The 14,659-nt window shown below is 69.5% G+C and carries 13 protein-coding genes; 9 read left to right on the top strand and 4 right to left on the bottom strand.

Annotation, left to right across the window (positions count from 1 at the left end; all coding sequences use genetic code 11):
* Positions 1 to 159 precede the first annotated feature (159 nt).
* Positions 160 to 3,228, top strand: coding sequence for a DUF3427 domain-containing protein (locus ACFY2A_RS11180; protein ID WP_387170705.1), 3,069 nt, complete (start codon positions 160 to 162; stop codon positions 3,226 to 3,228).
* Between the two features lie 262 nt (positions 3,229 to 3,490).
* On the opposite strand, the gene ACFY2A_RS11175 is transcribed toward ACFY2A_RS11180, so the two are convergent.
* The 3 genes from ACFY2A_RS11175 to ACFY2A_RS11165 all read right to left on the bottom strand — a co-directional run bounded on the left by ACFY2A_RS11175 (position 3,491) and on the right by ACFY2A_RS11165 (position 6,170).
* Positions 3,491 to 4,042: a hypothetical protein gene (locus ACFY2A_RS11175; RefSeq protein ID WP_387170703.1), complete on the bottom strand. Its 552-nt coding sequence runs from the start codon at positions 4,040 to 4,042 to the stop codon at positions 3,491 to 3,493.
* Positions 4,039 to 5,040 (bottom strand): hypothetical protein, encoded by a 1,002-nt coding sequence (locus ACFY2A_RS11170; RefSeq protein ID WP_387170701.1) that lies wholly within the window; start codon positions 5,038 to 5,040, stop codon positions 4,039 to 4,041. Before ACFY2A_RS11170 ends, ACFY2A_RS11175 begins: the two co-directional genes overlap by 4 nt.
* A gap of 89 nt (positions 5,041 to 5,129) precedes the next feature.
* The gene (locus ACFY2A_RS11165) at positions 5,130 to 6,170 is read right to left on the bottom strand and encodes a helix-turn-helix domain-containing protein (protein ID WP_387170699.1); all 1,041 of its coding nucleotides are present in this window, start codon (positions 6,168 to 6,170) and stop codon (positions 5,130 to 5,132) included.
* Positions 6,171 to 6,287: 117 nt separating this feature from the next.
* Here ACFY2A_RS11165 and ACFY2A_RS11160 point away from each other — a divergent pair, with 117 nt between their 5' ends.
* From ACFY2A_RS11160 to ACFY2A_RS11125, 8 genes are all read left to right on the top strand, one after another.
* Positions 6,288 to 7,274, top strand: a complete 987-nt coding sequence (locus ACFY2A_RS11160; RefSeq protein WP_387170697.1) for an MBL fold metallo-hydrolase — start codon at positions 6,288 to 6,290, stop codon at positions 7,272 to 7,274.
* A gap of 46 nt (positions 7,275 to 7,320) precedes the next feature.
* Complete coding sequence (locus tag ACFY2A_RS11155) at positions 7,321 to 7,497, top strand: hypothetical protein (protein ID WP_387170695.1); 177 nt, start codon at positions 7,321 to 7,323, stop codon at positions 7,495 to 7,497.
* An 85-nt stretch (positions 7,498 to 7,582) separates the two neighbouring features.
* The gene (locus ACFY2A_RS11150; RefSeq protein WP_363921971.1) at positions 7,583 to 8,080 is read left to right on the top strand and encodes a hypothetical protein; all 498 of its coding nucleotides are present in this window, start codon (positions 7,583 to 7,585) and stop codon (positions 8,078 to 8,080) included.
* Positions 8,081 to 8,245: 165 nt separating this feature from the next.
* Entirely contained in the window at positions 8,246 to 10,462 is a 2,217-nt protein-coding gene (locus tag ACFY2A_RS11145) for a choice-of-anchor J domain-containing protein (RefSeq protein WP_387170693.1), read from the top strand.
* 149 nt (positions 10,463 to 10,611) lie between these two features.
* The gene (locus ACFY2A_RS11140; RefSeq protein ID WP_363921967.1) at positions 10,612 to 10,965 is read left to right on the top strand and encodes a nitroreductase/quinone reductase family protein; all 354 of its coding nucleotides are present in this window, start codon (positions 10,612 to 10,614) and stop codon (positions 10,963 to 10,965) included.
* Positions 10,966 to 10,994: 29 nt separating this feature from the next.
* Positions 10,995 to 11,429: a VOC family protein gene (locus ACFY2A_RS11135; protein ID WP_387170691.1), complete on the top strand. Its 435-nt coding sequence runs from the start codon at positions 10,995 to 10,997 to the stop codon at positions 11,427 to 11,429.
* 115 nt (positions 11,430 to 11,544) lie between these two features.
* The gene (locus ACFY2A_RS11130; RefSeq protein ID WP_387170689.1) at positions 11,545 to 12,363 is read left to right on the top strand and encodes a hypothetical protein; all 819 of its coding nucleotides are present in this window, start codon (positions 11,545 to 11,547) and stop codon (positions 12,361 to 12,363) included.
* Positions 12,364 to 12,460: 97 nt separating this feature from the next.
* Entirely contained in the window at positions 12,461 to 13,261 is an 801-nt protein-coding gene (locus ACFY2A_RS11125; RefSeq protein ID WP_387170687.1) for a DivIVA domain-containing protein, read from the top strand.
* Between the two features lie 103 nt (positions 13,262 to 13,364).
* On the opposite strand, the gene ACFY2A_RS11120 is transcribed toward ACFY2A_RS11125, so the two are convergent.
* A complete protein-coding gene (locus ACFY2A_RS11120) occupies positions 13,365 to 14,594 on the bottom strand; it encodes a multidrug effflux MFS transporter (RefSeq protein ID WP_387170685.1) in 1,230 nt (409 codons plus the stop codon).
* Between the last annotated feature and the right edge of the window lie 65 nt (positions 14,595 to 14,659).

The raw sequence follows: 14,659 nt of genomic DNA, 5'->3' as shown, positions 1-14,659 counted from the left end.
GACGACCCAACCGCCACCCCACCCGCCGCCACGACGTCCACATCATCACCAGCAACGCGACCGGCAGGACAACCTCCTCCAAAAAGAAGTCGACCAATCCCCGACCACGCCGCACAGGTTAAAGATCAAGCTAGGGCTTTAACCAGCTACGTTGCCGGGGTGACGGATCTTGAGCAGGGCATCTACGAGCACCTGATCACCCGTGAGCTGGCCGACCGCCTCCAGCGCCTCGACCCCGCGCTGATTCAGCACGCCGACCTCGACCCCGCCGACGCCCCCAACGCCCTCGCCTGGCACATCGCCACCCTGGCCCGTCGAGCCCTGCACGCTCTCCCCGGCGGCGATGACAAGCTCACCCATCAGGTCGAGATGGCCAACCACATCGCCGACAGCATCGCCGCACTTAACCCGAACGCGACCAGGCCGAGCGACCAGGTCGCCGACGCCGAGCACCTCCTGCACGCCATCGCAGCCCCACCAGCCCCACCCGCGCAGCCCGTTTTCCCGGCACGCCCCACCACCCCGCTCTCGACAGGCACGCTGCTGGTCAACGGTCGCCATCAACCGCGCATCGGCCACGAGGTCACTCATGAGATGGCCTCCGCCGACCAGGTCGACCTGCTCTGCGCGTTCATCAAGTGGCACGGTCTGCGCATCATCGAGCCGGCCATCCGCGACCTGATCGACCGAGGCGGTCGCCTCCGGGTCATCACCACGACGTACCTCGGCGCGACCGACCAGCGCGCCCTCGACCGCCTCGCCGAACTCGGCGCTGACATCAAGATCTCCTACGAGACCAGGACCACCCGCCTGCACGCCAAAGCCTGGCTGTTCCGCCGGAACAACGGCATGACCACCGCGTACGTCGGTTCGTCGAACCTGTCGAAGGCGGCGCTTGTCGACGGGTTGGAGTGGAACGTCAGGATCTCCAACGTCGAGCAGCCGTACGTCATCGACACGTTCACCGCCACGTTCGAGGACTACTGGCACGACCCGGCGTTCGAGGGCTACGACCCCCGCAGGGACGCCGACCGGCTGCGCACAGCGCTGCGCGGGGAGCGGCGCGAGGAAACGCCCACCGAGATCGCCAACCTGGACGTGCGGCCGTACCCGTACCAGGCGGAGGTCCTGGCTGACCTGGACGCCGAGCGGAAGGTCCACGGCCGCTGGCGGAATCTGGTGGTGATGGCCACCGGTACCGGCAAGACGGTGGTGGCGGCACTCGACTACCGCCGGCTGCACCGGGAGAAGGCCGTCGACTCGCTGCTGTTCGTGGCGCATCAGGAGCAGATCCTGCGACAGAGCTTGGCGACGTTCCGGCAGGTCATGGGGGACGGTAGCTTCGGCGAGACGCTCGTCGGGGGCCGGGAGCCGCAGCACTGGCGGCACGTCTTCGCCTCGATCCAGTCGCTGCACCGGCGGGAGATCGACCCCGAGGCGTACGACATGGTGATTGTCGACGAGTTCCATCACGCGGAAGCGCCGACGTACGCCCGGCTGCTGGAGCGGCTACGGCCGCGCGTACTCCTGGGGTTGACGGCGACCCCCGACCGCAGTGACGGCGGCGACGTGCGGCGGTGGTTCGAGGGTCGCGCCGCCGTGGAGCTGCATCTGTGGGAGGCGCTGGAGCGGCAACTGCTCGCGCCGTTCCAGTATTTCGGGCTGCACGATGATGTCGACCTGTCGCAGCTTCGCTGGAAGCGCGGGCAGGGGTATGACCCGGCGGAGCTGGACGGCGTCTACACCGGCAACGGCGCGCGGGCGCGGATGGTGCTGCGGGCGGTACGGGACAGCGTCGACGTCGACCGGATGCGGGCGCTCGGGTTCTGCGTGAGCATCGGGCACGCCGAGTTCATGGCGGGCTGGTTCAGCAGGCATGGTGTGCGGTCGGCGGCGATCACGTCCCGCGTCGACGCCGCTGGCCGGCAGGCGCTGCTGAAGGAGTTCAAGGACGGCACTCTCAAGGTGCTGTTCACCGTTGACCTGTTCAACGAGGGTGTCGACCTGCCGATGGTCGACACGATCCTGATGCTGCGGCCCACCGAGAGTGCCACGATCTTCCTTCAGCAGCTCGGCCGTGGCCTGCGCCTGGACGACGACAAGCCGTGCCTGACCGTGCTCGACTTCATCGGCGGGCAGCACGCCAACTTCCGCTTCGACCTACGGTGGCGCGCTCTGACCGGGGTCAGCCGCCACGCGATAACCGAGGCGGTACGCGACGACTTCCCGTCCCTGCCGAGCGGCTGCCACATCCAACTCGACCGGGTGGCCAAGGACATCGTGCTGGCCAACCTGAAGTCAGCGATGCCGACCTCGAAGACCGGGCTTACGAAGGAGCTACGGCTGCTCGGGGACGTCGGCCTGGATGTGTTTCTGCACGAGGCCGGCGTGGAGATCGAGGACGTCTACCGGTCGGCGAGCGTCGGCGGGTGGACCGGGCTGCGGCGGCTCGCCGGGCTGGAAGCCGCGCCGGGCGGACAGGACGACCGCGAGTTGGGTCGGGCCATCGGGCGGATGCTGCACCTGGACGACCCGGAACGGCTCGACCTGCTGGCCCGGGTAGCGGCCGGCGAGCGGCCAGAGACCGGGCGGCTCTGGGACATGCTGCACTTCGACCTGTGGGGGCCGAACGCACCACTGAGCCAACGCGGGGAACGGCTGGCGCGGCTCTGGGGCGAGCCGGCGCGCTGCGCGGAGCTGCGGCAGGTCGCCGAGGTGCTCCGCGACCGCATCCACCGGGTCACGCAGCCGGTCGACGGGCTGCCGCTGCGGGTGCACGCCCGGTACAGCCGCAACGAAGCGTGCGCCGCCTTCGGCATGCCCAACCCGGGCTCGCTGCGGGAAGGCGTGAAGTGGCTGCCGGAGGCCAAGGCCGACATCTTCTTCGTCACCCTGGTCAAGTCCGAGCAGCACTACTCCCCCACCACGATGTACGCCGACCGGGCCATCACCGACACGCTCTTCCAGTGGGAGTCGCAGAGCACCACGTCGTCGGCGTCGGCGACCGGGCAGCGCTACATCCACCACGCCGCACGCGGCTCCACCGTGCATCTCTTCGTGCGGGAAACCCGAGTGCCGGACCGTGACCTGGGTGCGCCGGCCTACCTGTACGCCGGCCCGATGACGTACCAGGAGCACACCGGCGACCGGCCGATGCGGATCATCTGGGAGCTGAGGCACCCGTTGCCCGCCGACATGTACGCCGCCGCCCGCGCCATCGCCGCCTGACCCCCACGTAGCTATGGAACCGGCACCACTTCTCTCAGCAGCGCCCGCATCCGGATGCGGTCTGCCGTGCTGGCCGACATCTGCTTCAGGCCGGCCGCTTGGGGGGCGCCGAAGAAGCGGTGCAGCACCTCTGCTGCCTGGCGGCCGGTAACGCTGCCCGGCCAGTCCGCCACCCGCAGCCCGGCCTCATAGCCCGCGTTGATGAGTCGCCACAGATCAACCGCGTCCTTGGCCGCGAATCGTCCGCGGTAAGCGAGCGCCTTCAGACAAGCGCGGAGGCCACGTCCGGAAGCATGACGCGCAGGTTGAGCGCCTCGCCGCCGGTGAGTTGGACGTGGGCGTCGAGTAACTTGGCAGGCCGATGTAGCGCGAGCACGAGGCCGGGTACCTCGTCGACCACCAGTTCGCCGTGTCGTTGGTTTGGCACCAACGCACCTTGGTACGACGGGGCGAGGATGTCGACCACCAGAGTCAGCGGCCCTTGGGAGTCTTCGACCTCGCGGGTGAACCGGTTGGCTGCCTCCCGAGACGTGTAACCGCGCTCGACGAGTTCGGCCGGTAGGCGAGGGTCAGCGATGACGGTGGGCAGGGCGGCGAAGTCGGCGTCCGCCGTCTCGCGCAGTGGCACCTGTGCGGATACGCCGTGCAGCGCGACGAGCAGAGTGACCATGTGACCGCCGACAATCCGATGGTCGAGTTCGAGCGCGGTGGTGATCTCCGCCAGGTCAGCAAGGGTGAGGAATCCTGCGTCCGCGGCTCGGCTGGTCGAGACGAGCGAGACGGAACGCGATGGCACTGGGGTCGATCCGGTCACGCCGCGTACCTCCGATCATGGTGGCGTTGGCGCAGCGTGTTCCACACGCGCTGTGCCGCCTCTTCGTTGTCGGGACCGGGCGAGCGCCGGATGTCCCAGAGGACCTGGAGCGGATCGGCGAGTGGGAGGCCGGGCACCGCCTGGCCGGAGGCTGGCCACAGACCCGGATCCCTCGGCACGGTGAGTTCGAGCGTCGCCTCCTCGTCGCCAGCGGGCAGGAAGCCCGCGTCGGCCAGGTTCACTCCTTCACGGGCGTAGAGGATCGCCCGTGTCGGGGCACGCCATGGGGCGATGACGTCGGCCGCGACGTCCCCGGACACCACGACGCCAGCAGCATCTTTTCCCGCGACCAGTTCGACGACCGCCCGGGCTTGCTCGACCACTGAAGCCAGGCTGTACCAGTAGGTGCTGATGCCCCCCGGTCCCGGATAGGTCGACAGCCACCACAGGATCGCCTCATCGAGGTTCCGCACGACCCAGCCGCTCGACGTGCGGCGCACGAGGTCATCGTCAGCCAACGCAGCCAGCGCCTGGGAAATCCGTGGTTGGGAGACGCCGACAAGGACGGCCAGTTCCTGCTGGGTCGCGTACGGCTGTTGAATCAGCCGGCGGACCAGGGTGAAGGTGCCCCAGGGCACCCGACCGCGCTTGGCTGATCGCTTTACTGCCTCCGTTGGGGGTCGCAGCGCAACCTGTTCCCCGTCGAGGCGCAGCACACCCGTCACCTGCTGCTCGCCGTCGATCAACCAGGACCAGCCGGCGGCGTCGACTGCTTCCCGCACTGCGGCCGTCGCTGACGGAACGATGATCAGGCACGGTCCGGCGTGGCGGTCGATCGACATGGCGATGTCGCGCCGGGTCAGCGGAGTAGGGGAGGCGATGACGGTCAACGTGGCGCGGACATCGGCGTAGCTCAGTTCAACCCGGTCAGCCGAACGCGGCACGAGCGCGACCCCCGCTTCAGTCAGCGCCTGCCAGACGGACGTCGATATAAGCATTACCCACCTCCCTCGGTAATACTTATATACCCTGTCTACCTGCTGCTCGCCGACATTGGGCGGAGAACACCGCGCGGCTTCACCGGTCGTCAGCCGTGGCGGCTGTCGCCGCGGAGCGCCCGTAACAGCTCCACCGCTGCTCGCGTCCGCTCGTACCGGACCTCATGCCCTTCCCGCCGCGACACGACGAGCCCGGCCCGGCGCAGCCGCCCCAGGTGGTACGACACGGTGGCCGGGCTGATCCCGTGCCGCGCCGCCAGTTCGGTGGTGGTCAGCGGCGTAGCCAGGTCGGTCAGCAGCGCGGCCCGACGCGCGCCGAGAATGCCGGTCTCCTCGCCGGCCGGGGCGGGCAGCGACCACACCTGACCCCGCCCCCGCGCCGGGTAGCCGACCATGACCAGGCCGGGTGCGCCCAGGTACACCGCTGGGCGGGGTAGGAACGCCGACGGGGACAGGATGAGCCCTCGGGCCGCGTCGAGGGACAGCTCGGCGGGCGAGTCGAGGGTCACCCGGCGGCCGTCCCAGGTGAGCCTCGGGTCGAGGGTACGGACGATGTCGGCGAGCCCGGTCCGGGTGGCAAGTGTGGCGCGGTGGCGGATGTCCTCGTCGAGTACCCGGTGCAGGGTCGGCCACAGGTCGACCTGCGTATGCCGCCAGAAACGGGCGAGCTGGTCGACGACGCGGGTGAGCAGCGCCTCCTCGCCACGTCGGGCGAGGAGCTCGGCGACCGTGGCCGGCAGTGGTGGCCGAGGGTCGCGTCCGGTCGGGCTGCGTTCCAACAGGACCGGCGGGGGTGGGCCGATCCGGAACGCCGTCCGTAGCTGTCGGTGAACGTCCTCGGCGGTGGTCGCCGCCACGGCCGCGAGTTCCTCGTCGAGGGTGGGCTGGTAGCTGCCGGGCAGCGGGGACAGAAAATCCGGGATGTACGCGGCGGCACCGTTGACCAGCGCGAACAGCACGTCGACCGAGCCGGGGGCGAGGGTACGCCGGGTCTGGGTCACCCAACTACGGGCGTACGGTGCCCGCTCGGGGTGGGCGAGCACCTCCAGCGCGTTTGTGACCTCCGTCAGCCGCGACAGCGCAAACCGTGACCGGACGAGCCGCTCCGCGTCGACGTGCAGAGTCAACACATCGCCAACATTAGAACCCCCTCGAATCCTTGGCACCCGCCCTCGACCCGCTGATCTCCTGACACCCAGCCGGCCCTGTTACGGCGGTCGGCGTGGACGTGGATGGAGGAGAGTGCTGTGTCGTACTCGCGAGAAGGGGTTAGCCGGCGGACGTTGCTGCTGGGGGCGGCGGCCGTGGGTGGCGGTGTCCTCGCCGCCCGGCCCGCGCAGGCGGATGGTCATCCTGCGCAGGGGAAGGCGAGGTCCGGCTGCTCAGAGATCCGGTCAGTGGGCTGCTTCGACGTTCTCGCGCTACGCGACGCCGCCGGCCCGTTCTTCCTCAGCTACGACGATGCTTTCTCCGGGGCGTCGGGAAATGACTGGGCGGCGGCTCGGCGTATCGACCCGGCCGCGTTCGGGCCGGACCGGACGTGGCACCTGGACTTCCGCTGCTACGCCATCCGCCGTCCCGGCGACCGGTACACGCTTGTGGACACCGGGATCGGGCCGGAGGGCAGCCCGGCTTCGGCGTGGGCGCCGGTGCCGGGCGCGCTGCCGCAGGTGCTGGCCGGCAACGGGATCGACGTACGTCGGGTGGACACGGTGGTGCTGACGCACCTGCACGAGGACCATGCCGGCTGGGCGGTCACGGCCGAGGGCGTGCCGATGTTCCCGAACGCACGGTACGTGGTGCAGCAGCGTGAACTCGACGCGCTGGAAGCCGGCGGCAGCGAAATGCTCAGGTACGTGGTGCGGCCGTTGCGGGCGGCGGGGCAACTGCACCCGGTGGACGGTGCCGTGGTGCTCAGCGGCGCCCCGGCGGGGGCCGGCCGTCGTACCCCCACCGGCCGCAGCGGTGACCGCATCCGGGTGGTGCCGACCCCCGGCCACACCCCGGGGCACCAGTCGGTACTGGTGGAGGGTGGCCGCCACGACCAGGTGGTGGTCACCGGTGACGTGCTCGTGCACGCCGTCCAGATCGCCGACCCGGACGTCGCCTACCGGTACGAGGCGGACCAGCACCTGGCCCGGCTGACCCGCCGCAGTCTGCTCGACACGGCCCGCCACGAACGCGCGGTGCTCGCCACCGCGCACCTCAACCGCCCCTTCGTCGAACTCGACTGAAACCGCCTCCGGTCAGGTCGGCACCACCGGATCAGCCCGGACCGGCGTGCGGAGCATCACCAAGCGCGATCTGTCCCGGGACGAGATCGCCGGCCTGCTGCGGCAGGCCCTGGGCGCGCAGGTCGAGCTGCGCGACGTCGTCGAGTTCACCGACGGCTATTTCAACGCCGATCCGGCAGCAGGCCCTGGCCCACCTGGACGCCGTGCTGGCCCAGCTCGGTAAGCCGGTCTGACGAAGTACGGTCGCGTCCGGGCGATCGGCGGCCCATGGATCTTGGTGAGCCTCCAATGTGGGAGGATGCCAGCGCATGTGCGCGATCTTCGCGCCGGAGCATCAGGAGGGCGTAATGCGGGGACTGGCACGACGACTGGCCATCTCGATTGTCTCGGCGACGGTGGCGGCGGTGACGCTCGCGTCGCCGGCACAGGCCGCGACGAATCCGTTCACCGCGGCACAGGCGTGCAACAACGATTTCGGTGGTTCGTGGGCCCACACCACTGACGGCCACCGGTCGATTTCCGCACCGGATGGCACCAAGGTGGGCGATGTCTACCTGATGTACAACAGCGCCAGCGGGTACAACTGTGTCGTCACCCTCAAGCGGGTGGCGGTGGGCTCGACGACCGGGGTTTCCGCCGGGATCCGGGTGCAGGGCGGTTCCTGGGCCTACGACCCGGGCAACTACAAGTACTACGCGGCGATTCAGCGCTCCGCCCGGGACAAGTGCGTCATGTACAACGGCGAGGTTCTGTATTTCACGAGCTGGCAGAGCGCCGGCCGGTACAGCTGGGGTAACTGCGGCTGATCGGGCGCTTGGCGCGAAAGCCTCACCGCCTCGATTGATTCCGGTGAAGGGTTGCCTGATCGGGGGCGACGTGCACAGGATACGGGGACGCTCGATCAGCGTGCGTAGATCCACCGGTGCCCGGGCCACCCCGGGCCGGTGGTCTTCCACCTATGAGGAGGTTTCGTGGCACGACGCCGCTTCGCGGGGATAGCAGCCAGCGCCATCGTCCTACCGTTACTCGTCATCGCTCAGCCGACCGCCGCCTCGGCCACCCCGGAGGCCGCGACCGTCAAGCCGGTGCCGGCCCCGGCCACCGGGCTCGCCAGCGATGTCCGCGAGCTGACCCGCAAGGACTTCACCTTCAACGGTCAGCGCCTGGAGGCCCCGACCCAGTATCAGCCGCGCACCCAGGCCCGGTCGAAGGCGGCTGCGGCCGACACGCCGCCGGTCGGCACGGTGCGGCAGTGGCTCGCCCTGGACGACTACCAGGGTGTGATCTACCTGAAGGACTACACGCTGCGCGGCGTGGGCGACAACATCGAGGTGTGGGTCGCCAACGACACGGAGTTCCCGGAGGGTGACTGCCGCCGGCAGATCCCGAACTCCACGGTGGTCACCGACGAGCAGGTCGCCGGCCTGGTCCACGAGTTCGACACCAACATGTACCCGAAGTCAACTGCCGCGTTCAGCACCCCGCCGGAGCGGGACGGCAGCAACGCGCAGATCGACGGGGACTTCACCGGTGCCGGTAACCGGACGGTCACGCTCGTCGACAACGTACGCGACGACAACTTCTACGACTTCCCGGCCGCCCCCAGCTACATCGCCGGGTTCCACTTCTCGCTCTTCAACGAGCTGCTCGACCGCAACATCATGACTGTCGACGCGTTCGACTGGGCGCACCGCACCGGCGCGAACCCGCCGAACGAGCCGACCGACGACCTGTGCACCAGCCGGCCGGCCCGCCCGCAGCTGTACGAGGGCACGTTCATCCACGAGTGGCAGCACCTGGCGCACTACTACACCGACCCGTTCGAGACGACCTGGCTGAACGAGGGTCTTTCCGACTTCGTGCAGACGCTCGCCGGGTACGTCGACGCCACGGCCCGGGTCGACGAGCCCGGCACGGACAGCCACATCTACTGCTTCCAGGGCTTCGGCATCGTCCAGACGGACTACAACACGAATCCACGGGACTGCGGTGGCCCGGAGAACTCGATAAACCTGTGGAACGAGGGCAGTACGTCGAGTGGCGTGCTGGCCGACTACGGGAACGTCTACTCGTTCGTGCTGTTCCTGTACGACCGCTACGGCCTGGACTTCATCTCGCGGCTGCACCGCGACGGTGAGCTGCAGGGCTTCGCCAGCCTGGAGGCGGCGCTGAAGGCCGAGGGCGTCAAGGACATGTACAAGGTGATCCACGACTACCAGACGATGAACCTGGTGGACCGGATCGTCGGGAACTCCAAGCTGGGCATCATGCTCGGGGTGGACAAGCGCCGGGTCACCACGGCCAGCCTCGACGCCACCGTGAACCTGGCCAACCCCGCCTCGTACGCGGCCGGCGGCGCGGCACCGAACGGCGCCGACTACGTCACCTTGCAGAAGGCCAACGGCAAGCCGCTGGGCCTGGGCGATCTGCGTTCGATCAAGTTCCAGGGCGCGAAGACGCTGCCGCCGGTCCCGCTGGCCTGGCAGATCGTTAGCGACGACCCGGATCGCAGCGGTAACCCGGTGCTGTGGTCCGGCAACGGCAACAGCCTGGACGTCGCCGCGGTCACCCCGGTGACCGTGCCGGCCGCCGACCCGACGCTTACCTTCCTGGCGAAGTACGGTGCCGAGACCGGCTACGACTACGGCTACGTCAGCGTCTCCACCGACGGCGGCGAGACCTACACCGTCATCCCCGGTGAGGAGACCGTCGCCGGTCCGCTCGGCCCGGCGCTGAACGGCACCACCGACGGCTTCCAGCCGCACTCGTTCGACCTGTCCGCGTACGCCGGGCAGGACGTGCTGGTCAGCTTCCGGTACGTCAGCGACGGCGGTGTCAACGAGGGCGGTCTGCTTGTCGACGACATCGCGGTCGGCGGCACGCTGGTCAGCGACGGTTCGAGCCTGGAGCCGTTCGACTCGCCGTCGGAGATCAACCCGACGCCGGTGGCGAACTGGAACGTCCGCTTCGTCGGCATCAACGAGAAGCTCAAGCTGGCCTACCAGGTGGAGGCCGACGGCAAGTCCAACTTCACCCTCGGTCTGATCCAGACGGCCCTGCTGAGCGCCTTCCCGAAGGTGGTCGCCATCGTCGCCTACGACGAGCCGACCGAGCAGGTCACGCAGTACGCGCCGTACACCCTGACGGTGAACAACGTGGTACAGCCCGGCGGCGCTCCGCTGAGCTGACCTGAACAGGAACTCCCGGTGCCGCGCCACGCGGCACCGGGAGTTTTCTGTTCCGCCGGGCGAAGCTGCCGGATCCGAAGACGCGGCCCGGCGTCGGTCCCTAGCCTGGCCAGCAGAGGCATCGTCGGGGGCAAGCAGCGGGGGACACCATGACCAACGCGATCGGTGACGCACTTGATGGCGTACGCGAAGTAGAGCTGACCGTGACCGGCCGCAGGAGCGGACGGCAGATCACCCATCCGGTGTGGTTCGTGCAGGAGGACGACAACGTCTTCCTGGTGCCGGTGACCGGCTCGGACAGCCAGTGGTACAAGAACGTCCGGCAGACCCCGATGGTCCAGTTGGCGGTCAACGGCACCGCGTTGAGTTCGAGCGCCACCCCGATCACCGAGGCCGACCGGGTCGACCACGTCGTGGCGATGTTCCGCGACAAGTACGGTGCCGACCAGATCGCCTCGCTCTACCCGAAACACGACGTCGCCGTCCAGGTCCCCCTCGGGTAGCTGCCGCAGATCCGGGTTACCTTGCTGCGATGGAACAGCGACTCAGTCTGATCACGCTCGGCGTCGCCGACCTGACCCGGTCCCGCGACTTCTACCGGCAGCTCGGCTGGCAGGGCCAGGAGGTCGAACACACCGTCTTCTTCCAGGCCGGCGGGCTCGCCGTCGTACTGTGGTCGCGCCAGTCACTGGCCGAGGACGCCGGTGTCGACGACCGGGCCGCGGGCGGCTTCGCCGGGGTCGCGCTGGCCCACAACGTACGCGAGCGCACCGAGGTGGATCAGCTGATGACCGCCGCCGCCCGGGCCGGTGCCAAGGTCACCCAACCGGCCCGCGACACCCCCTTCGGCGGGTACGCCGGCTACTTCACCGACCCGGACGGTCACCTCTGGGAGATCGCCTGGAATCCAGGCTTCCCGATCGCGGCGGACGGCACCATCACCATCCCCGACTTCGGCGCACCCTGACAAACGGCCGCATCATCGCCAACCACGGCGGGTCGCCTACCCGTCGGTGGGCCGCCGTCCGGGTATCCGCCGTGCCATGCTCTCCCCAACGACTCGCGCATCCGAGGGGATCGATGTGGAGTTGCGTAGAGACCGCACCCTGTTGGTGTTCGGCCTGTTCCTCTTCGTGACCGGCGCGCTCGTGCTGGGCTGCATCGAGCGTCTCACCGTGTTCGGGTGGATCTTCGGCCTCATGACCCTGCTGATAGGCGGCGGGATGGTCTTCGCCCAACGCCGGCCGTTCACGTTCCACATCGGGCCGAACGGGCTGGTCGTCCAGGTAACCGGGTTCAGCCGGGCGGTGCCGTGGGCCGAGGTCGACGCGATCATCCTCGACCCGCAGGTGCCGACGGTGGGCGAGAAGCACCAGATCTCCACCTTTCTGCTGCTGGTGCCGGCGGCGGGTTCGACGATCGGCGGCCCGTTCGACGGTCGGAGCCCGCTCGACGGACGGCCAGCGTTGGTCCTGGTCGATCTCGTAGACGTCAAGCAGCCGGTGGACGAGGTGGCGTCGGTGCTGGCCCGCTACGCCGGGAGCCGCTTCACAGACGTCCGCCAACTACGCCGTGCTCGTTTCGACTCGCCGCGGTTCACCATGAGGTCGGGAGGGTACGAGCCCGCCCGGGTCAACGAGCTGATCCAGGTTGGACAGCAGGTGCTTCTCAGCGAACAGTCGCGGCTGCGCTCGGACGTCAAGACGTTCGTCGATCGGATCCGGGCGGAGTTGCCCACCAGCGAGCTGGGCTATGACCGCACCGAGGTGGACTCGATGCTGACCGAGCTGTCGACCCTGATCGCCCGCTTACCCGACCAGGCCGTCCCGCTTGACCGGCACAACCCGTCCAACCCGAGCCACCCGTCCAGCCAGAGCAACCCGAGCAACCCGCCCGGCTGAGTGTCAGTGATCAGCGGCGGCCGACGTCGACAGGGTCAGCGCTGACTGCGTCGGCGTGGCATGCTCTGCACGCCATTTAGATGATCGAGGTGTCGTCATGGAGCTGCGCAGGAATCGACGGTCGCTGGCGCTCGGGGTGCTGCTGCTCGCGTTCGGGGTGTCCGTCCTGCTGGGCTCTCCCGGGATGGGCGCATCGATCTTCGCCGGAGCCGCACTGCTGACGGGTGGTTGGATCAGCGCTCCGTCGCTGCGGCCGTTCCGGTTCCGGATCGGCCCCGACGGGCTGGACCTGAGGGTCGCCGGGCTCAACCGGTTGGTGCCGTGGGCCGAGATCGACACGATCGTGCTGGGCCAACCCGCACGGGCAGCGGCTGCGGGACCGGCTGCTCCGTCGTTGCTGCTGGTCCCGGGCGTCGGCTCGGCAATCGACCGTCCGCTCGTCGGTCGGACCCCGGTCGACGACCGGCCCGCCCTGGTGCTGCTCAGCCTCGCCGACGTGCGGGAGTCCGCGGACGAGGTGGCCGCCGAATTGAACCGGGTCAGCGGTGGCCGCTTCACCGACGCCCGGCAAGGCCGAATCGACGCCCGGCACGACCGGACCTACGCCCGGCAAGGCCAGCGGATTCTCTCCGAGCCGGCCTTCGACTCGGCGCTGCGCGGTTATGAGAAGCGGATGGTGGACGATCTGATCCAGCGAGGTCTGGACGCGCTCGCCTCGGGACCGGCGGAACAGCGTCAGGCGGTCAGGGCGAAGCTGGACGGGAGGACACTGGAGGTCGCGCTGCGCGGCTACGACATGGGGCAGGTCGACGCCTTCCTGGAGCGGCTCGCCGCCGCCCTCGCCAACGACCCGGAACAGCCCGAACAGCCGCAGCCGCACCTACCGCAGCCCGAGTAGCCCGAGTAGCCAGCGCAGGCTGAGCAGCCGCAGCCCCAACATCCGACGCAGGCCAACAGCCGACGCAGCCCAACAGCCGGCGCAGCCGAGGTAGCCGGAGCTATCAGGCGCGGCCCGAGCGGGCGAGGGTCAGCAGCATCAGCAGGGAGGCGGCAGCGGCGGCGCTGAGTACCACGGCCATCGGGATCGCGCTGCCCTCCCCGCCGAGCCCGACAAGTGGTGCGGCGCTGGCGGCGATGACGGCCTGGATGCCGCCGAGCAGCGCCGCGGCGGTGCCGGCGCGGGCGGCGTGCCGGTCCAGGGCGAGGGCGGTCCCGTTGGGCATCACCAGGCCGAGCGAGCCGAGGAAGACGAAGAGCGCGGCGATGACCACTGGCAGGTTGTTCAGCAGTGCCCCGGTGAGCACACCGAGGGCGGCGAGCACACCGAGACCGAGGCCGGCGACCAGCAAGGGTCGGGGATCGTAGCGGTCGAGCAGGCGGGCGTTGAGCTGGCCGACGGCGACGAAGGCGAGGGCATTGGCACCGAAGACGAGGCTGAACGTGCCGGCGGAGAGGCCGAAGACGTCCTGGAGGACGAACGAGGAGCCGGAGAGGTAGGCGAAGAGTCCGGCGAAGGCGAGGCCCTGGGTCAGCGCGTACCCGAGATAGACGCGGTCGGCGAGCAGGGCGCGGCCGGCGGCGGCGGTCGCGGCCAGGCCACCGGTGTTGCGCCGCGTGGCGGGCAGGGTCTCCGGCAGCCGCAGCGCGACGGCGGTGGCGAGCAGGGCACCGACCAGGGCGAGGGCGACGAAGATGGTGCGCCAGTCGCCGACGTTGAGTACCAGGCTGCCGAGCGCGGGGGCGACCATCGGCGCGATGCCGAAGATCAGGACGAGTCGGGAGAAGTACTTGGCGGCGGCCCGGCCGGAGTACAGGTCACGCACCACGGCGCGGGCGACGACCGTACCCATGCCACCGGCGAAGCCCTGCGCGAAGCGGGCCACCGCGAGCGTCTCCGCCGACGGTGCGAGGGCGCAGACCAGCGACAACACGGTGTACGCGGCGACGCCGACAAGCACCGGAAGGCGCCGCCCCCAGCGGTCGCTGAGCGGGCCGGTGACGAGTTGGCCCAGCGCCATGCCGATCAGGCAGGTGGTCAGGGAGAGCTGGATCTGCGCCTGGCTGGCGGCCAGGTCACGGGTCATCCCGGGAAAGGCAGGCAGGTAGGTGTCCAGCGACAGCGGACCGATGGCGGTGAGCGAGCCGAGCAGCACCAGCAGCGCGAGGGCGGCGCGGCCGGTGGGTAGGTTGATGCGCTCCGGCGGGCGTACGGGCACGTCGGTCTGCGGCATCGGTGGTCCCCTCGGCGGTCGGTGCCACCACGGCGTGGCCGGCTGCCGGGGGCGTCCGGCTACGA

Origin of the sequence: Micromonospora sp. NPDC000442, assembly GCF_042898635.1 — a bacterium.
Taxonomy (GTDB): domain Bacteria; phylum Actinomycetota; class Actinomycetes; order Mycobacteriales; family Micromonosporaceae; genus Micromonospora.
The sequence above is the reverse complement of the archived record's forward strand: the minus strand, read 5'-3'. Positions and strand labels throughout refer to the sequence as shown.

What these genes read in the sequence shown, in the direction of transcription:
- ACFY2A_RS11135 (WP_387170691.1), top strand. Translation starts at nt 10,995, where the DNA reads ATGGAACAGCGACTCAGTCTGATCACGCTCGGCGTCGCCGACCTGACC.
- ACFY2A_RS11150 (WP_363921971.1), top strand. Translation starts at nt 7,583, where the DNA reads ATGTGCGCGATCTTCGCGCCGGAGCATCAGGAGGGCGTAATGCGGGGA.
- ACFY2A_RS11125 (WP_387170687.1), top strand. Translation starts at nt 12,461, where the DNA reads ATGGAGCTGCGCAGGAATCGACGGTCGCTGGCGCTCGGGGTGCTGCTG.
- ACFY2A_RS11140 (WP_363921967.1), top strand. Translation starts at nt 10,612, where the DNA reads ATGACCAACGCGATCGGTGACGCACTTGATGGCGTACGCGAAGTAGAG.
- ACFY2A_RS11170 (WP_387170701.1), bottom strand. Translation starts at nt 5,040, where the DNA reads ATGCTTATATCGACGTCCGTCTGGCAGGCGCTGACTGAAGCGGGGGTC.
- ACFY2A_RS11120 (WP_387170685.1), bottom strand. Translation starts at nt 14,594, where the DNA reads ATGCCGCAGACCGACGTGCCCGTACGCCCGCCGGAGCGCATCAACCTA.